The 17444-nt window shown below is 70.6% G+C and carries 15 protein-coding genes; 5 read left to right on the top strand and 10 right to left on the bottom strand.

The features are described from left to right. Positions 1-25 precede the first annotated feature (25 nt). From LAJ50_RS15530 to LAJ50_RS15515, 4 genes are all read right to left on the bottom strand, one after another. A complete protein-coding gene (locus LAJ50_RS15530; protein ID WP_138651317.1) occupies positions 26-988 on the bottom strand; it encodes a LysR substrate-binding domain-containing protein in 963 nt (320 codons plus the stop codon). A 664-nt stretch (positions 989-1652) separates the two neighbouring features. Then, entirely contained in the window at positions 1653-3245 is a 1593-nt protein-coding gene (ahpF, locus tag LAJ50_RS15525; RefSeq protein WP_138651318.1) for an alkyl hydroperoxide reductase subunit F, read from the bottom strand. 155 nt (positions 3246-3400) lie between these two features. Further along, positions 3401-3961 carry an alkyl hydroperoxide reductase subunit C gene (ahpC, locus tag LAJ50_RS15520; protein ID WP_130515863.1) on the bottom strand — a complete coding sequence of 187 codons (561 nt, stop codon included), beginning with the start codon at positions 3959-3961 and terminating at the stop codon, positions 3401-3403. Positions 3962-4116: 155 nt separating this feature from the next. Next, positions 4117-4956, bottom strand: a complete 840-nt coding sequence (locus LAJ50_RS15515; RefSeq protein ID WP_171044526.1) for an alpha/beta hydrolase — start codon at positions 4954-4956, stop codon at positions 4117-4119. A 62-nt stretch (positions 4957-5018) separates the two neighbouring features. On the opposite strand from LAJ50_RS15515, the gene prmC reads away from it, so the two are divergent. Together prmC and pip are read left to right on the top strand one after the other, a co-directional pair. Then, positions 5019-5885: a peptide chain release factor N(5)-glutamine methyltransferase gene (gene prmC, locus LAJ50_RS15510; protein ID WP_138651320.1), complete on the top strand. Its 867-nt coding sequence runs from the start codon at positions 5019-5021 to the stop codon at positions 5883-5885. 40 nt (positions 5886-5925) lie between these two features. Continuing rightward, a complete protein-coding gene (pip, locus tag LAJ50_RS15505; RefSeq protein ID WP_138651321.1) occupies positions 5926-6867 on the top strand; it encodes a prolyl aminopeptidase in 942 nt (313 codons plus the stop codon). Between the two features lie 13 nt (positions 6868-6880). On the opposite strand, the gene LAJ50_RS15500 is transcribed toward pip, so the two are convergent. The 5 genes from LAJ50_RS15500 to LAJ50_RS15480 all read right to left on the bottom strand — a co-directional run bounded on the left by LAJ50_RS15500 (position 6881) and on the right by LAJ50_RS15480 (position 10700). Further along, complete coding sequence (locus tag LAJ50_RS15500; RefSeq protein ID WP_138651322.1) at positions 6881-7747, bottom strand: transglutaminase family protein; 867 nt, start codon at positions 7745-7747, stop codon at positions 6881-6883. Positions 7748-7790: 43 nt separating this feature from the next. After that, entirely contained in the window at positions 7791-8567 is a 777-nt protein-coding gene (locus LAJ50_RS15495) for an N-formylglutamate amidohydrolase (RefSeq protein ID WP_138651323.1), read from the bottom strand. Next, complete coding sequence (locus tag LAJ50_RS15490) at positions 8560-9111, bottom strand: NUDIX hydrolase (protein ID WP_130550007.1); 552 nt, start codon at positions 9109-9111, stop codon at positions 8560-8562. The genes LAJ50_RS15495 and LAJ50_RS15490 overlap by 8 nt, the downstream gene beginning before the upstream one ends. Further along, entirely contained in the window at positions 9108-10001 is an 894-nt protein-coding gene (locus LAJ50_RS15485) for a 5'-3' exonuclease H3TH domain-containing protein (RefSeq protein WP_235872548.1), read from the bottom strand. Before LAJ50_RS15485 ends, LAJ50_RS15490 begins: the two co-directional genes overlap by 4 nt. 114 nt (positions 10002-10115) lie before the next feature. Next, on the bottom strand, positions 10116-10700 hold the full coding sequence (locus tag LAJ50_RS15480) for a nitroreductase (RefSeq protein WP_130550006.1): 585 nt from the start codon (positions 10698-10700) through the stop codon (positions 10116-10118). Positions 10701-10839: 139 nt separating this feature from the next. On the opposite strand from LAJ50_RS15480, the gene LAJ50_RS15475 reads away from it, so the two are divergent. The 3 genes from LAJ50_RS15475 (at position 10840) to LAJ50_RS15465 (ending at position 16738) form a co-directional block, all read left to right on the top strand. Further along, positions 10840-13068, top strand: a complete 2229-nt coding sequence (locus LAJ50_RS15475) for a DUF1631 family protein (RefSeq protein ID WP_138651324.1) — start codon at positions 10840-10842, stop codon at positions 13066-13068. A gap of 135 nt (positions 13069-13203) precedes the next feature. Further along, positions 13204-15573, top strand: a complete 2370-nt coding sequence (locus LAJ50_RS15470; protein ID WP_138651325.1) for a DUF1631 domain-containing protein — start codon at positions 13204-13206, stop codon at positions 15571-15573. A gap of 67 nt (positions 15574-15640) precedes the next feature. Next, positions 15641-16738 carry an NAD(P) transhydrogenase subunit alpha gene (locus LAJ50_RS15465; protein ID WP_138651342.1) on the top strand — a complete coding sequence of 366 codons (1098 nt, stop codon included), beginning with the start codon at positions 15641-15643 and terminating at the stop codon, positions 16736-16738. 237 nt (positions 16739-16975) lie between these two features. Here the strand turns inward: LAJ50_RS15465 and LAJ50_RS15460 are convergent, their stop codons facing one another. Continuing rightward, entirely contained in the window at positions 16976-17443 is a 468-nt protein-coding gene (locus LAJ50_RS15460) for a DUF3106 domain-containing protein (protein WP_138651326.1), read from the bottom strand. Between the last annotated feature and the right edge of the window lies 1 nt (position 17444).

The raw sequence follows: 17444 nt of genomic DNA, 5'->3' as shown, positions 1-17444 counted from the left end.
GAAAAAGAGGGATGGGGCAAGGGTCTCACGCGCGTCGTTGCCGGGCCGTGGAGTCGGCACGGCCCGGCGGCGGGGCGAAGAGCGCGAAGGGATCCAGCAGCGCCGGCGACAGGTCCTTGAAGACCTGCGCCAGCTGCATCAGGAAACTGGACATCGCCGAGCTCTTGCGCCACACCATGGCAATGCGCCGGCTGGGATGGGAATCACTGAAACCCAGCAGATGGATGTTGTCCGAGCGCGCCACCGGCGGCTTGACCGCCAGTGTCGGCAGCAGGGTCACGCCGACGTCGGCCGCGACCATCTGGCGCAGCGTTTCCAGGCTGGTGGCGCGGAACTCGGACTTCTCGTTGGCGCCCGAGAGCCGGCACACCTCCAGCGCCTGCTCGCGCAGGCAGTGGCCGTCCTCGAGCAGCAGCAGCTTCTGGTCGGACAGTTCGTCCAGGGTCAGCGAGTCGCGCGCGGCCAGCGGATGCCCCTCGGGCACGGCCAGCACGAAGGGCTCCTCGAACAGGAACTCCACGTGCAGCTGGTCCTCGTCCACCGGCAGCGCCAGCAGGCCGGCGTCGAGCTTGCCCTCGCGCAGCCGCTGCAGCAGCACGTCGCTCTTCTCCTCCACCAGCAGCAGCTCCAGCTGCGGGAAGCGCGCGCGGATGGCGGGCACCACGTGCGGCAGCAGGTAGGGGCCGAGCGTGGGGAAGATCCCCAGGCGCACGGTGCCGGCCTCGGGGTCCTGGCTGCGGCGCGCCGATTCCTTCATCTGCTCGACCTCGGCCACGATCCGGCGCGCGCGCTCGGCCGCGTCGCGGCCGGCCGGGGTCAGCATGACCTTGCGCGGCGCACGCTCGACCAGCGACACGCCCAGCTCGTCCTCCAGCTTCTTGATCTGCGTGGACAGGGTGGGCTGGCTGACGAAGCTGGCCGCCGCGGCGCGGCCGAAATGCATGTGGTCGGCGAGGGCGACCAGGTACTTGAGGTCACGCAGGTTCACGGCTTGGAGACTCGTCTGGCGCTGTCATCGGCGCCGTCGATGCATTCAACGCCTTTTGCCTCGCCCGATCAATCGACGCAGGCTGAACCCCCGGCACCGGTTCCTCGCCGGTGCGGGTAACTTGAAAGAGTTGGTAGCGCGGTCGAGGTCGGTGAGCGGACTTGGCCGACCAGCCTCGACCCGGTCGGGCACGGCTCCTCGGCTCGGTCCGCCAACGCCGCGATGGGAAAGGATTGACCGCGCCTCACGCTTCGGTGGGAGCCGCCATGGCGGCGATGGGCTCGGCCGGCAACGCTTGAACAGCGCTGAAACGTTGATGGTAAAGCCCTATCGCCGCTATGGCGGCTCCCACGATGATCTGGGGTCCGCGCCCTACCGCTAGAGGTCCGCTACGGATGGATCGGGACTTTTTCGACCCGAAGGCATGGACCAACACGCGCGAGGCAGCGGGCCGGCGGGCAGGGGCCGCGCCTAGCGAAGCAGGACGCTGAGCGCCCGAGTCAGGGCAGGATGCCCTGATCGAGGGAAAAGCGGCCCCTGCCCGCCGGCCCGCTGCCCATCCGAAGCCGCCGCACTCAGCCGCCATCCCTCAACCGCGCAAAACAAAAAAAACGCCCGCCGGTTTTGCCGGCGGGCGTCGTTCATAGCTTTTCGCGTGGACCGATCAGGCAGCCTTGGCGGCCGCCGGCTCCTGCGCCGGGGCGCTATGGCGGATCAGGTGGTCGAAGGCGCTCAGCGCGGCCTTGGAGCCTTCGCCCATCGCGATCACGATCTGCTTGTACGGCACGGTGGTGGCATCGCCGGCGGCGAACACGCCCGGCACGTTGGTCGCGCCGCGTTCGTCGACGATGATCTCCCCGCGCGGCGACAGCGCCACGGTGTCCTTGAGCCACTCGGTGTTGGGCAGCAGACCGATCTGCACGAAGATGCCTTCCAGCTCCAGCGTGTGCTTGGCCTCGTTGGTGCGATCGGTGTAGGACAGACCGGTCACCTTGTTGCCGTCGCCGTGCACCTCGGTGGACAGCGCCGAGACGATGATGTCCACGTTGGGCAGACTGCGCAGCTTGCGCTGCAGGACCTCGTCGGCACGCAGCTTGTGGTCGAACTCGATCAGCGTGACGTGCTTGACGATGCCCGCCAGATCGATGGCCGCCTCGACGCCCGAATTGCCGCCGCCGATCACCGCCACGCGCTTGCCCTTGAACAGCGGACCGTCGCAGTGCGGGCAGTAGGCCACGCCCTTGTTGCGGTACTCGTTCTCGCCCGGCACGTTCATCTGCCGCCAGCGCGCCCCGGTGGACAGGATCACCGTCCTGCTCCTGAGCGAGGCGCCGTTGGCCAGCTGCACCTCGATCAGGCCGTCGGGCCCGGCCGGGATCAGCTTCTCGGCGCGCTGCAGGTTCATGATGTCGACCTCGTACTGACGCACGTGGGCCTCCAGCGCCGCGGCCATCTTCGGACCTTCGGTCTCCTGCACGGAGATGAAGTTCTCGATCGCCATGGTGTCCAGCACCTGGCCACCGAAGCGCTCGGCGGCCACGCCCGTGCGGATGCCCTTGCGCGCGGCGTAGATCGCCGCGGCCGAGCCCGCCGGGCCACCGCCGACCACGAGGACCTCATAGGGCGCCTTGGCCGAGATCTTCTTGGCATCGCGCTTGGCCGCACCAGCGTCCAGACGCCCGACGATCTCTTCCAGGTTCATGCGACCCTGGCCGAAGGTTTCACCATTGAGGTACACGGTCGGCACCGACATGACCTGCCGCTGTTCCACCTCGTCGGGGAACACCGCGCCGTCGATGGCCACGTGCTGGATCCTGGGGTTGAGCACTGCCATCAGGTTCAGGGCCTGGACCACGTCCGGGCAGTTCTGGCAGCTCTGCGAGAAGTAGGTCTCGAACTTGTAGTCGCCTTCCAGTCCCTGCACCTGCTCGATGGTCTCCAGCGAGGCCTTGGACGGATAGCCGCCGACCTGCAGCAGCGCGAGCACCAGCGAGGTGAACTCATGGCCCATCGGCAGACCCGCGAAGCGCAGGTGGATGTCCTGGCCCGGCGAGTTGAGGGCGAAGGAAGGCGTGTGCACGTCGGCATCGCGGTGCTCGACCAGCGAGACCTGGTCGGAGAGCAGCACGATGTCGCTCAGCAGCTCGAGCATCTCCTTGGAGGTGGCCGAGTCATCCACCGAGGCGATCAGCTCCACCGGGCGCGTCAGGCGCTCCAGGTAGGCCTTGAGTTGGGTCTTGAGGGTGTCGTCCAACATGGCGCTTCTCCTTCAAAGGGCGGCAAAGGACCGTCCGGCCCGGGGCGGGCAGACGAGAATTCAGGGGACAAACCGCAGGCCGCCATGCGCGGGCTCCGGTTTGCCGCCTGCGCCGCCCCGCGTCGGGCGGGGCGGCGTGGCAGCAGTGGGGCGGCTTAGATCTTGCCGACCAGGTCCAGCGACGGGGCCAGGGTCTTGGCGCCTTCCTTCCACTTGGCCGGGCAGACCTCACCCGGGTGCGAGGCCACGTACAGGGCGGCCTTGACCTTGCGCAGCGTGTCGCCGGCTTCGCGGCCGATGCCCTCGGCGGTGATTTCCACCGACTGGATCACGCCCTGCGGGTCGATGATGAAGGTGCCGCGGTCGGCCAGGCCCGCCGGGCGCAGCACGTCGAAGTTCTTCGAGATCTGGTGGGTCGGGTCGCCGATCATGGCGTACTTGATCTTGCCGATCGCCGCCGAGGTGTCGTGCCAGGCCTTGTGCGAGAAATGGGTGTCGGTGGACACCGAGTAGACCTCGACGCCCAGCTTCTGGAACTCGGCGTAATGGTCGGCCAGGTCTTCCAGCTCGGTCGGGCAGACGAAGGTGAAGTCGGCCGGGTAGAACACGACGACGGACCACTTGCCCTTCAGGTCGGCATCGGAGACTTCGATGAACTCGCCGTCCTTGTAGGCGGTGGCCTTGAACGGCAGGATTTCGGTGTTGATGACGGACATCGTTTTCTTCCTTTTGCTGAGGAGGGGTGGAGGCGATGGGGGCATCCTACGCACCGCCGGTTGATATCTCAAATCGATGGATGGGATTGCATAGATAGCCACGGTCAATCGATGGGCGCGGACCCCATCCTAGGCCGCGCCGCGTTTCAGTTCGGTCACGGCCCGCGCAGGAAATCCCGGATCCGCGCCAACAAGGCCGGGTGCCGATGGTGCGCGTACAGGTCGATCAGCGGCGCCAGGTGGCCGCCCGGCAGCCACAGCACCTCCACGCGCCCGCCAGCCGCACGCAGGCGGTCCGCCAGATCCCGGGTCTGGCGCGGTTCGACCTCGGTGTCCCTGCGTCCGCTGACCAGCAGGAATGGCGGCTCATCGCCATCGACGAAGCCGATCGGCTGCGCCTGCGGCCAGCGCTCCGGTGGCCCGAAGACCTCGGTGAGCTCCCCGCTGATCCGGAAATCGTATGGCCCCGCCAGTCCGATCACCCCCGCGATCGCCGACCGTGGCACCCCCTGATCGGCGAGGTAGTGCGCATCGGTGCCCAGCAGGGCGGCGATCTGCGCCCCGGCCGAATGGCCGCCGATGAACACCCGCGCCGGATCGGCGCCGTAATCGGCCGCATGCGCGCGCGCCCAGGCCACGGCGCGCGCGCCGTCCTCGACGAAGCCGGGGAAGATCGTCTCCGGCGCCAGCCGGTAGTCGGCCACCATCACCACCGCGCCGGTCGAGGCCAGCCGCCGGCCGACGAAGCGATAGTGGGCGCGGGCGCCGTGCTGCCAGCTGCCGCCATAGAAGTAGACCAGCACCGGCGCGTTCCGGACCGCGGCGGCGGGGCGATACACGTCCAGCGAGAGCTGGTGCGCCGGGTCATAGACGGCGCTGGCATCCGGCCGTGCCAGGCCATGGTTGGCGACGCCGAACGCCAGGCTCTGGCAGGCGCTCAGGGTCAGCGCGCTCAGCGCGCCCAGGCCCAGGCGCAGCAGACGGGAGGGCTTCAAGGGATCGGCTCCGGCAGTGGTGGCGGGGAAGGGCGCACGATGCACCGGCTACCATGACGTCCATGAAAACCCAGTCACCCGAACGCCTGGACGCGTTGCTGCGGCAGGGCGCCACGCAGCTGGGCGGCGACGCGTCGCGCTTCGAGGCCGAACTGCTGCTGCTCCACGCCCTGGGCCGCGATCGCGCCTGGCTCTTCGCGCATGGTTCCGACCCTGCCGACCCCGCCGTGCACGATACTTACGCCGCGCTGCTGGCGCGGCGTGCGAGCGGCGAGCCGATCGCCTACATCACCGGTCGGCGCGGCTTCTGGACGCTGGACCTGCGGGTCAGCCCCGCCACGCTGATTCCGCGCGCCGAGACCGAGCGCCTGGTCGAACTGGCCCTGGAGCGCCTGCCCGCCGACACGCCTACGCGGATCGCCGATCTCGGCACTGGCAGCGGCGCGATCGCCCTGGCCATCGCCAGCGAACGACCGCTGGCGCAGGTGGTCGCCACCGACGCCAGCGCCGCCGCGCTCGAGATCGCCCAGGCCAACGCGCGCGAGCACGGCCTGGGCCAGGTGCGCTTCGTCCACGGCGACTGGCTGGCGCCGCTGGCCGGCGAGCGCTTCGACCTGATCGCCAGCAACCCGCCCTACATCGAGGCCGGCGATGCGCACCTGACGCGCGGCGACCTGCGCTTCGAGCCGGCCAGCGCGCTGGCCTCCGGCGCCGATGGCCTGGCCGACATTCGCCGCATCGTCGCCCAGGCGCCTGCGCACCTGCGCCCGGGGGGCTGGCTGCTGCTGGAACATGGCTTCGACCAGGGCGACGCGGTGCGCGCGCTGCTGCGTGAGGTGGGCTTCGACGAGGCGCGCACGGAACAGGATCTGGAACACCGCGACCGGGTGAGCCTGGGCCGGTGGCGCGGCGAGCCGCAACAGGCCTGACGTAAACTGCCGTCCGTTTTTCCCGACTTCCAGGCCGTCCATGCGCCAGCTCTATCCCGCCATCGAACCCTTCGACACCGGCGAACTCCAGGTCGACGCGCGCCATACGCTCTATTTCGAGCAGTGCGGCAATCCGCAGGGCAAGCCGGTGGTGCTGCTGCACGGCGGGCCGGGCGGTGGCTGCAGCCCGAAGATGCGCCAGTTCCATGATCCGACCAGGTACCGCATCGTGCTGTTCGACCAGCGCGGCTCCGGTCGCTCGCGGCCGCACGCCGATCTGGTGGACAACACCACCTGGGACCTGGTGGCCGACATCGAGAAACTGCGTGAACACCTGGGCATCGAGGCGTGGCAGGTGTTCGGCGGCAGCTGGGGCTCGACCCTGGCGCTGGCCTATGCGCAGACCCATCCGCAGCGCGTCACCGAGCTGGTGCTGCGCGGCATCTTCATGCTGCGGCGCTGGGAGCTGGAATGGTTCTACCAGGAAGGCGCCAACCGCCTGTTCCCCGATGCCTGGCAGCACTACATCGCCGCGATCCCGGAAGTGGAGCGCGCCGACCTGATCTCGGCCTTCCATCGCCGGTTGACCAGCGACGATGCGGCCACGCGCCTGGCCGCCGCGCGCGCCTGGTCGGTGTGGGAAGGCGCGACCAGCTTCCTGCGCGTGGACGAGGACTTCGTCAGCGGGCACGAGGACGCGGAGTTCGCGCTGGCCTTCGCCCGCATCGAGAACCACTACTTCGTCAACGGCGGCTTCTTCGAGGTCGAGGACCAACTGCTGCGCGACGCGCACCGCATCGCCGACATCCCCGGCGTGATCGTGCACGGCCGCTACGACGTGGTCTGCCCGATCCAGAACGCCTGGGATCTGCACCAGGCCTGGCCGAAGGCGAGCCTGGAGATCACGCCGACCTCGGGCCATTCGGCCTTCGAGGAAGAGAACATCGACGCGCTGGTGCGCGCCACCGACCGCTTCGCCTGAACCGGCCGCGCGCTCAGGTGAGCGCGTAGCCCAGCGGCATGGGCGGCACCGGCACGCGCGGAGACAGGGTCGGGTCGTCGGTCTCGTCGGTCCAGACCTCGAACTTCTCCAGCGTGTTGAAGCCGAAGCTGTTGCTGATCGCCGCGTCGGCCGCGTCGCGACCACGGGCGATCAGCACACGGCCGATGCGCGGGGTGTTGTGGCGCGCGTCGAAGGTGTACCAACGCCCGTCCAGGTAGGCCTCGAACCAGGCCGAGAAATCCATCGGCGCGTCCACCGGCGGGATGCCGATGTCGCCCAGGTAGCCGGTGCAGTAGCGCGCCGGGATGTTCATGCAGCGGCACAGGGCGATGGCCGAGTGCGCGAAATCGCGGCACACGCCGCGACCTTCCTGCAGCGCCTCGACCGCGCCCTTGGTGGCGCGCGCGTGCTGGTAGCCGAACTGGATCGCGTTGTGCACGTAGTCGCAGATCGCCTGCACGCGGACCCAGCCCGGCGGCGTGGCGCCGAACAGGTCCCAGGCCATGGTCACCAGCTGGTCGGTCTCGCAGTAGCGGCTGCCCAGCAGGAACAGCAGGGTGTCGTCGGGCAGTTCGTCCACCGGCACCTCGCGCGCGTCCGGCACGACCGCGTCAGGCTGACCGTGGTCCTGCACCACCGCGTCGGCGTAGAGGGTGAACAGCCCCTCCGGCGCCAGCAGGCGCGTGCAGGTGTTGCCGAAGCTGTCGTGGTATTGGCGCATCGGCACGCCCGGCAGGGCGCGCAGCTCCTGGCCGATGACGATGTCGGTGCGCCGGCTGTCGTGGATGTTCAGCGTCACCAGCATCGGGGTGGGCTGCGGCAGCCGGAAGGCGATTTCGTAACCCAGGCGGATGAGCATGTGGGATGGCGTCGGGGAGAGAGCCATCCATATAGCGGGATTTTCAGGGCCGTGGCGTGAAATCCGGCGCCAGCCGGGTGAACAGGCGCGCCAGCCGCTGCGCCCACGCCTGCTGGCCCTCTGGCGTAGCGATCAGGTCCTGGCGGATCTCCAGTTCCAGATGCGCCAGTCCGCGCGCCTCGCCGTGCACCGGGATGGCGTAATCGGTGGCGTCGCTGACCGCGTAGGGCTCGTTGTCGCCGACGGTCAGGCCTTCGGCTTCGAGCAATGGCTTGAGGGCATGGGCCAGGCGCGCATCGCGGTGGTACAGCACGCCGGCGTGCCAGGGCCGCACGATGCCGGCGAACACCGGGGTGAAGCTGTGCATCGCGATCAGGATCGTCGGCTGCCCGCGCGCGGCGCGCGCATCGAGCCGGGCGCGGATCGCGTCGTGGTAGGGCTGGAATATCTCCGCGGCCCGCTGCGCGCGCTGCTGCGCATTGGCGGCGACGTTGGCGGCGATGTCGGTGCCGTCGCTGACCGCGGCGATCGAGCCGGTCGCCTCCAGCGGCCGGTTGCAGTCGATCACCAGGCGCGAATAGGTCTGCAGGATCGCGGTGGCGTCCAGCAGCGCGGCCAGCGCGCGGGTGGTGCCGGCGATGCCGATGTCCCAGCCGATGTGGCGGTCCAGCTCGGCCTGCGGCAGGCCCAGGTGGTCCAGCGCCGCCGGCACCGCCTGACCGGCGTGGTCGGCGATGAGCAGGTAGGGCGAGAGGCCGTGCTCGCCGAGCACGGTGAAGGGAGGCGGATCCTGCGGTCCGAGCAGGGTCGGCTCAGCCACGCGGGGTGCCGTCCAGGTGGTGCTCGATCATCCACAGGCCGGCCCAGAGCTTGGCGTCGAGCTCGTAACCCTCGCCGAGCTTGCTTACCAGCCAGGCCGCCGCCTGGGCGCGCGGAACCTCATGCACGGTGATGTTCTCGTCCTCGTCGCCGCCGCCGGCGCCGACGCGGCGCAGGCCGGTGGCGAGCACGAAGGCGATGCGCTCGTTGGTCGAGCCCGAGGACACCGGCCCGATCAGCAGCACCTCGGCGTGCTCGGCGGTCCAGCCGGTCTCTTCCTCCAGCTCGCGGATGGCCGAGACCTCGATCGACTCGCCGGCGTGAATGTCGCCGACCAGGCCGGCGGGCATCTCGATGGTGCTGGCCTGCAGCGGCACGCGGAACTGCTCGACGAAGACGATCTTGTCCTCCGGCGTGACGGCGATGATGATCGCCGCCAGTCCGCCGGCGTGGGCGCGCTCGGCGTACTCCCAGGTGCCGCGCCGGAGCAGGCGCAGGTATTTGCCGTCGTACATCACTTCTGCGGGTTCGGTCTTGGAACTCATGTGGCCGGCTCGTAGGAGGGGAAATGGGGCGCGTCATCGTGCGGTGGCGTCCACGGCTGTTCCAGCCCCGACGCGGCGCGCAGGCGCCGGCGCAGGGTGGGACCAAAGCGCAGCGCCTCGCACAGCGCATCGAGCAGCTGGCCATCGGCCGGCGCGCGCGCGAACCCGGGCATGATGCCGTCCAGCGGTGCATCCAGCGCGATGGTGGTCAGCTGGCGCCACAGCAGCGCATGTTCGCGCTGCTCGCGCAGGCGCGTGGCGATCTGGGCGGCGCCGCGCATACGCAGGAAGGCGACCTCCTCGCAGCGCGCCAGCAGCGCGTCCAGGCTGCCGAAATGCGCCAGCAGGATCGCCGCGGTCTTGGCGCCGACGCCGCTGACGCCAGGGATGTTGTCGATGGCATCGCCGCACAGCGCCAGGTAGTCGGCGATCTGGTGGGCCTCCACGCCATGGCGGGCCTTGACCCCGGCCGCGCTCCAGCGCACGCCGCGGGCGAAGTCCCACTGCTCGTCGCCATCGGTCAGCAGCTGCGAGAGGTCCTTGTCGGCCGAGACGATCACCCCGCGGAAGCCCAGTGGCCGCGCCGCGTGCAGGGCGCTGCCGATCAGGTCGTCGGCCTCGTACTCGGTGTGGGCCAGCACGTTGAAGCCCAGCGCCGCGCACAGCGCCTTGCAGTGCGCGAACTGGCGGCGCAGCTCCGGCGGCGCCGGCTCGCGGTTGCCCTTGTAGGCCGGATACAGGCCATGGCGGAAGCAGCTGTCCAGCGCCTCGTCGAAGGCCACCGCGATATGCGTCGGGCGCTGGCGCTCGCCCAGCTCCAGCAGGAAGCGCGCGAAGCCATGCACGGCGTTGGTCGGCCAGCCATCGGCGTCGCGGAACTGGTCGGGCATCGAATGCCAGGCCCGGAACACGTACAGGCTGGCATCGACCAGGTACAGGTCCTTCAGCACGTATCGGCTCCGCCAGGCCTGACCCGGCAAGACCGAACGCAGGCCGGATGCGGCCTAGGCATGCCCGCCGGTCCAGTCGGTGAGCAGCGCGGCCGCGTCGGGGCGCTCGCGCTCGGGCACCTCGATCGCCGCGGTGCCGATGTGGATGAAACCGGCGATACGCTCGTCCGGGCCCAGGCCCAGTTCGGTGCAGACCACCGGATCGCTCGCCGCCCAGCCGGTCAGCCATTGCGCGCCGAAGCCGTAGGCCTGCGCGGCCTGCAGCAGCGCGAAGCACACGCTGCCGGCGGTCAGCCACTGCTCCTCCAGCGGCACCTTGTGGCCGGGCTGCAGCCGGGCCACCACGGTGACGATGACAGGCGCGTAAGCAAACCGCCCGCGCTCCTTCTCCAGCGCCGACTCGGAGGCCTGCGGATCCTTCTGCCGGGTGCGGGACACCAGCAGCGCGCTCATCGCCGCGCGCGCCGCGCCCTCGATGCGGATGAACCGCCATGGCACCAGCTTGCCGTGGTCGGGCACGCGGCTGGCGCTTTCCAGCATGCGGAGCAGGGTGGGCGCGTCCGGCCCGGGGGCCTGCAGTTGCCGTGAGGGAACTGAACGGCGTTGGTCGAGCGCTTGCAGCAGTTCTGGGGTCGGCATAGGCTGAAGTTTAGCGGCTTGGCATGGTTTTTGAGTGTGGGACAGGTCGGCCGGCGCAGGCGGCGCTGGTCTCGTGGTCATCCGGCCAGGAGATATTCAAGAGACTTGTTGATACCGACGGGGGGCGTGGGATCGGGGCATGGTGAACGGTTTCACCCAGGACACCAGGCGCGACCGCAATGCGGCGCTGCTGGAGCACGTGCGGCTGCTGGCCGTCGTGCCGCTGGGCGAGATTTTCCAGTCGGTCATGGACGTGCTGCCGGCGCGGCTGGACGCGCAGGCCGGCAGTGGCGGGCAGTCGCAGATCGATCTGATCGAGGCCAGGCAGGAAGTCCGTCGCCGCCGCGAGCACAGCCTGTCGCGTTTCCGCAGCCATCTGGTCAACGCCTGGCAGCTGCTCGAACTGGGCCGGCCGCTGTCGGTCGAATACAAGCTGGCCGAGGCCGACCTGGAACGCGACGGCGCCGCGCGCCTGAGCCTGCTCAGCTACCAGGACATGGAGGTGCGCCTGGCGATCCGGCGCATGGCCGATGCCATCGCCGCGCGCTGGCGGACCGAGCTGATGCGGGTGAACCGCTACGTCGGCCTGCTCGCCGGCGGCATCAAGCTCAGCGACGACACCCTGCCGTTCGGGCCGCACCACCTGGGCGCCGGCGTGTTCGACGCCTTCGACGAACTGACCCTGGCCCCGGCCGCGCGCCTGGAGATCATCCGCATCTGCGAGGAAGAGCTGCAGTCGCGCCTCGGTGCGCTGTACACCGGCCTGGAGCAGCGCCTGATGCAGGTGGTGCAGGCCTCCGAGCGCGCGCTGCTGCAACCGCGTTCGCGCCGGCGGATCCCCAGCGCGCGGCTGCTCGCCGACGTCGGGGTCGAGGGCGAGCAGGCGCCGGACTGGATCGCGCGCTTCTTCGCGCAGTGGCAGCCGCCGGCCACGGTCGGCGTCACCCCGGCCGGCAACGAGCACGCCCGCGCCGTGCAGGAGATCCTGCCGGCGGACCTGCATGCCCTGCTGCAGCGCACGCGCGAGTTCGAGCAACCGGCGGCGGCCCCTGACCCCCGCCGGGCGCTGTCCCAGCGCGAACTGCTCTCGGTGCTCTCGCTGCTGCAGTCCATGCCCGAGGAGCCGCCCCCGGGCCCGCGCGCGGGCCGGCTGAAGGACCAGCTCAAGGACGACATCCGTACCACCGGGGCCAAGCTGGGCATCGACCCGGCGCGCGTGCGCCTGGATCCGGTCGACGAGGACATGCTGGACCTGGTGGCGATGCTGTTCGAGGTGATGCTCGACGAATGCAACCTGCATGGGGCGCTGCGCCAGGACATGCAGCTGCTGCTGGTGCCCTACGCCAAGGTCGCGCTGCTGAGCCCGGACCTGTTCCTGCGCGAGAACGACCCGCCGCGCCGCCTGCTGAACCTGCTGGCCGATGCGGCCGAGTCCCTGAGCGGCGACGACGCGGCCGAGAAGGCGCTGCGCGTGGAGTTCGATCGCACGGTGGAGGCCATCCAGCACGATTTCGCCGAACACACCGAGGTCTTCGCCGGCTGGCTGCAATCCTTCGGCAGCGCCTTCGCCAGCTACAAGCGCCGGGTCGAGATCGCCGAGCGCCGCGCCACCGAGCTGCATCGCGCCCAGGAGCGCCGCGAGCAGGCGCGCCGCTTCGCCGACGGCGCCGCCGCCGCGCGCCTGCAGGGGCGCACGCTGCCGCCGGCGATCGGCGATTTCATGACCCGCTACTGGTCGCCCTACGTCGCCATGACCGCACTGCGCGGAGAGAGCGGCGCGGACGACCTGGCCCAGGCGCTGGCGCTGGCCGACGCGCTGCTGGAGGAACTGGACCTGGCCCGCGTCCACGACCAGGCCCGCCCCTGGCTGGAGCAGCTGCAGCCGGCGCTGAGCAAGCTGCTGGACAACCTGGGCCTGAGCCAGGCCGACGCCGACGCCGCGCGCGCGGCGCTGCGCGAGGCGCTCTCGGGCCAGGCCCGCCAGGACGCGGCCACGCTGTCCGAGTTGCCGCCCCTGCCACGCCCGCCGCTCATCGCCCAGCCCGAGGCGCCCGCGCCGGCCGCCTGGGAGGAGCCGCACGCACTGACCGAGGTGGACGAGGTCACTGCCGATTACTTCCGCCAGCTGCCGATGGGCACCTGGCTGGACTTCGTCTCGCGCGACGGCAGCGTGCGCGCGGGCAAGCTGAGCTGGATCAGCCCGATCTCGGCGCGGCTGATGTTCGTGGACCGCAGCGGCAGCCGCATGTGCGTGGCCTCTGCCGACGAACTGTCGGCCCTGGCGCAGCTGGACCGCGTGCGCATGCACCGGCACGAGGACGCCTTCTACAGCGCCATGCAGGGCGCGATCGACCAGCTGGAAGGCTGAAACGCTAAGTCTTTGTTTTTGGCGGGCAAGGCAGTGGGAGTTTCGTCACGGTTCATGCCTCGGGCTCACACTAGGATGAGCCTGCGGTCGGGGACCGCATTCCCCCAAGTCTGACCCCACGGACACGATGCCCGTATGTCTTCTTACGCCGATTTCCAGCACGGCCTGGGACGCAGTCCGCGTCTGCTCGAGCAGGCCCGACGGACGGTGCTGCCTGCCCTGACCGCGGCCTTCGGCGACGCGCTGGGGCGGTTCGACGATGCTCTGTTCGACCGCGCCGAGCGCGCCGGTCCGGCGCAGATGGCCTTCCTGGACGGTATGCGCGAACTGCGCCGCCAGCGCGAACCCTCGGTCGCCCGCTTCCGCGATCACCTGGAAAAGGCCTGGCGCGCGCTGGAGGAGGGCAAGCCGCTGTCGGTCGACACGGCGCTGACCGACGCCAACGTCACCGGCCTGAGCCTGCTGTCGGAGACCGAACTGGAATCGCGTCTGGCCGCGCGCAACCTGGCCAGCGTGGTCGGTCGCGACTGCCGCCAGGTGCTGCAGCGCCTGGACCGGCGCCTGGCGCTGATCGCCGGGGTCGAGGCGCTGGACGCCGAGCACAACCCGATCGGTGCCGAACACATCGGCGTGGCCCTGCACGAGGCGTTCGCGCCCTGCGATTTCGCCCTGGAGGTGCGCCTGACCGTGCTCAAGCTGGGCGAGCGCGAACTGGTCCCGCAGCTGGGCCGCATCTACGACACGCTGGATCTGCTGCTGGCCCAGGCCGGGGTGGCCACCGAGCAGCCCGGGGCGGCACGCAGGCCGACGCCGCGCCCGCCATCGCCCCCGCCGGCGATCCCGGGCCTGGAATCGGTGGAGCTGCGTCAGGCCGACGCCGAGGGCCAGACTGCGGTCAACGACGACGACGCGCTGCCGGCCTGGATGGCGCGCTTCAGCGAACGCATGGGATCGCCGCAGCGCTGGTCCGGCGAGGGCGGCGGCAACGAGGGCTACGGCGCCTGGACGGGCGCTCAGGCGCCGCTGGCGCCGGGCGCGCAGGGCGTCCTGCTGGAGGCCCTGCACCACCTGTTGCAGGAATCGCGCAGCCAGCGTGTCGGCGATGCCGCGCCGGGCGAGGGGCGCGGCCCCGGCGTGGAGGGGGTGGACAGCCGTTCACTGTCCAAGCGCGAGATGCTCTCGGTGCTGTCCATGCTGCAGTCCACGCCCAGCGACACGCTGCAGCACGTGGCGACGGGCAGCAGCAATGAATCGCTGGCCCAGCGCCTGAAGAACGAGGTCATCGAGAACGCCTCGCGCCTGGGCATGGAGCCGGGCGCCACCCGCCTGTCGCCGGTGGACGAGGACGCGATCGACCTGGTCGGCATGCTGTTCGACGTGATGCTCGACGAGCGCGACCTGGAAACCCATTCGCGCGAGCTGATGGGCAAGCTGGTGGTGCCCTTCGTCAAGGTCGCCCTGCTGGACCGGCGCATGTTCGTGCAGAAGACCCATCCGGCGCGGCGGCTGCTCAACGTGCTGGCCGAGGCCTGCGAGGGCAACACCGGCGAGTCGCAGGCCGACCGCACGCTGCTGGCCAAGGTCGAGGAAGTGGTCGACCGGCTGGTGACCGAGTTCAACGAGAACCTGGCGATCTTCCAGACCCTCGAGGAGGAGTTCCGCGACTTCCTCGGCCAGCACAAGCGCCGCATCGAGATCGCCGAACGCCGCGCGACCGAGCTGCAGCGCGGCCAGGAGCGGCTGGAGGCGGCGCGGGCGCGCGCGGCGGTCGAGCTGGGCAAGCGCCTGGAAGGCCGGCGCGTGCCGCAGGCCATCGAGGACTTCCTGCGCCAGCCCTGGGCGCACCATCTGACCATGGCGCTGCTGCGCGAGGGCGAGGACAGCCAGATGGCGGCCAGCGCGCTGGCCCTGGCCGATGGCGTGCTGCACGAGTTGGCCGAGGCGCAGGCGCAGGTGGTCGGCAAGCCGTGGCTGTCCGAATGGCGGCACGGACTGATCAAGGTGTTCAGCAGCGTGGGCATGGGCGGCGAGGCCGCCGGTGCGGCGATCGATGCGCTGCACGACACGCTGCAGGCGGTGTCGGTCTCGCGCCCGGACCTGGAGCGCGCGCTGCCCGACCTGCCGCCGGTGGCCGAGCCGGCCGCGCAGGCCGCCGCCGCGCAGTCGCCCAGCCTGGCCCTGGTCGGCGGCACCGACGCGCTGGAGTTCGACAGCGCCGACGCCGAGCATTTCCGGGGGCTGCCGATCGGCACCTGGCTGGACTTCATCGACAAGGACAACAAGGTCCAGGCCGGCAAGCTGTCCTGGGTCAGCCCGATCTCGGCGCGGCTGCTGTTCGTCAACCGCCGTGGCGTGCGCTTCTGCGTGGCCTCGCCCGAGGAACTGGCGGTGATGGTGCGGCTGGGCCGCCTGCGCCGGCACCGGCACGAGGACGCCTTCGACAGCGCCATGCAGGGCGTGATCGACCGCCTGGACGAGGTGCTGCGCCAGCCCGGCCAGAGTTGAGGCCTGGCCACCAGCCGCGCGACGCTTTGCTAGCATCGCGGCTCCTTCGATGGCAGGCGCAACCGGGATGACGGTCGAGGTGCGGGTGGTGCGGGAAACGGCAGCGGGCGAACGGCGCGTGGCCGCCGTCCCGGAGACCGTGAAGAAGCTCGTGGCCGCCGGTGCGGCGGTGCAGGTCGAGTCCGGCGCCGGGGCCGCGGCCGGGTTCTCCGACCAGGCCTATCGCGAGGCCGGCGCGACCGTCGTGGATGCCGCAACGCCGCCCACCGGCGGGCTGGTGCTGTGCGTGCAGTGCCCCTCGGCGCAGGCCATCGCCGCCTGGCCGGCCGGCACCGTGCTGGTGGGCATCCTGCATCCGCAGGCCGATCCGGACCGCGCCCAGGCCCTGCAGCGCGCAGGCGTGGTGGCCTTCCCCTTGGAGCGGCTGCCGCGGACCACGCGCGCCCAGGCCATGGACGTGCTGAGCTCGCAGGCCGGCATGGCCGGCTACAAGGCGGTGCTGATCGCGGCCGAACTGACGCCGCGCTTCTTCCCGATGCTGACCACCGCGGCCGGCACCATCCGGCCCTCGAAGGTGCTGATCGTCGGCGCCGGCGTGGCCGGGCTGCAGGCGATCGCCACCGCGCGCCGGCTGGGCGCCCAGGTGGAAGGCTTCGACGTGCGCCCGGAGACGCGCGAGCAGATCGAATCGCTGGGCGGCAAGTTCCTCGACCTGGGCGTGAGCGCCGCCGGCGAGGGCGGCTATGCGCGCCAGCTCACCGATGAGGAGCGCGCCGAACAGCAGCGCCGCCTGGCCGAGCATCTCAAGGGCGTGGACACCCTGGTCTGCACCGCCGCGGTGCCAGGGCGCCCGGCGCCGACGATCGTCAGCGCCGCGATGGTGGCGGGCATGCGACCGGGCAGCGTGATCGTCGATCTCGCCGCCGAGACCGGCGGCAACTGCGAACTGACCCAGCCCGGCCAGACCGTGACCACCGAAGGCGGGGTGACCATCGCCGGGCCGCTCAACCTGGCCAGCCTGGGCGCCGTGCACGCCAGCGAGATGTACGCGCGCAACGTCTACAACTTCGTGGCGCTGTTTCTGAAGGGCGATGCCCTGTCGTTCGACTGGGACGACGAGCTGCTGGCCAAGACCCGGTGGCAGGCGGAGGCCGTGACGGCCTGAAAGCGAGCGCGGGACCGGGCGACACAGGGCAGGCAAGGCCGCTTCAGCGCTTTTCAGTCAAACCCTCGCCGCCGTTGGCCCAAATGCCAGAAGGCGTCTCCCACAGGAGCAGCGGCCACGTGATCCGCAAGCGCCTGCGGCAGTTCGGCTGTGGGAGCCGGCATGCCGGCGATGAGGCTTGACCCGGAAATCCACCGCAGCAACGGGCCAACGCGCCCGCCAGAACGGCGCACACCGTCAATCCGGATCGTCTTCCGGCAGTGGCGGGTGGGCGCGGACCCAGTCCTGTCGCTGCTGCGGGGTCATGGCGTCCCACTGGTCGCGCAGCTGCTTGCGCTGGGCCGGGGGCAGGGTGCGCATGTGGTCGAACAGGGCGCGGGCCTGGTCGCGCTGCTCCGGGCTCATGCGCTCGTAGCGTTCCATGCCGCGCTTGGCCTGGTCGCGCTGCTGCGGGCTCATGCGCTGCCAGCGCTGGGCGTGGTCCATCATCCGGCCGCGCCGAGCCGGGTCGTCGTTCCAGCGATCGCGCAGCTGCGACACCAGCACGTCGCGCTGCTGCGCGGTGAGCTGGTCCCAGGCGGGCCAGTCCTGCTGCGGACCGTGGTCGTGCGGAGGCGGTGGCGGCGGGCGACGGTCCTGCGCCGCGGCCGTGGTGGAGCAGACGGCGAGCAGCAACAGCAGGATCGGGGAGGCAAAACGGCGCATG

It is taken from the genome of Pseudoxanthomonas sp. X-1 (assembly GCF_020042665.1).
Classification (GTDB): domain Bacteria; phylum Pseudomonadota; class Gammaproteobacteria; order Xanthomonadales; family Xanthomonadaceae; genus Pseudoxanthomonas_A; species Pseudoxanthomonas_A spadix_A.
This window is presented reverse-complemented; position numbering and strand designations above follow the sequence as displayed.

What these genes read in the sequence shown, in the direction of transcription:
- ahpF (WP_138651318.1), bottom strand. Translation starts at nt 3,245, where the DNA reads ATGTTGGACGACACCCTCAAGACCCAACTCAAGGCCTACCTGGAGCGC.
- ahpC (WP_130515863.1), bottom strand. Translation starts at nt 3,961, where the DNA reads ATGTCCGTCATCAACACCGAAATCCTGCCGTTCAAGGCCACCGCCTAC.
- prmC (WP_138651320.1), top strand. Translation starts at nt 5,019, where the DNA reads ATGAAAACCCAGTCACCCGAACGCCTGGACGCGTTGCTGCGGCAGGGC.
- pip (WP_138651321.1), top strand. Translation starts at nt 5,926, where the DNA reads ATGCGCCAGCTCTATCCCGCCATCGAACCCTTCGACACCGGCGAACTC.
- LAJ50_RS15500 (WP_138651322.1), bottom strand. Translation starts at nt 7,747, where the DNA reads ATGCTCATCCGCCTGGGTTACGAAATCGCCTTCCGGCTGCCGCAGCCC.
- LAJ50_RS15490 (WP_130550007.1), bottom strand. Translation starts at nt 9,111, where the DNA reads ATGAGTTCCAAGACCGAACCCGCAGAAGTGATGTACGACGGCAAATAC.
- LAJ50_RS15485 (WP_235872548.1), bottom strand. Translation starts at nt 10,001, where the DNA reads ATGCCCGACCAGTTCCGCGACGCCGATGGCTGGCCGACCAACGCCGTG.
- LAJ50_RS15480 (WP_130550006.1), bottom strand. Translation starts at nt 10,700, where the DNA reads ATGCCGACCCCAGAACTGCTGCAAGCGCTCGACCAACGCCGTTCAGTT.
- LAJ50_RS15475 (WP_138651324.1), top strand. Translation starts at nt 10,840, where the DNA reads ATGGTGAACGGTTTCACCCAGGACACCAGGCGCGACCGCAATGCGGCG.
- LAJ50_RS15470 (WP_138651325.1), top strand. Translation starts at nt 13,204, where the DNA reads ATGTCTTCTTACGCCGATTTCCAGCACGGCCTGGGACGCAGTCCGCGT.
- LAJ50_RS15465 (WP_138651342.1), top strand. Translation starts at nt 15,641, where the DNA reads ATGACGGTCGAGGTGCGGGTGGTGCGGGAAACGGCAGCGGGCGAACGG.
- LAJ50_RS15460 (WP_138651326.1), bottom strand. Translation starts at nt 17,443, where the DNA reads ATGCGCCGTTTTGCCTCCCCGATCCTGCTGTTGCTGCTCGCCGTCTGC.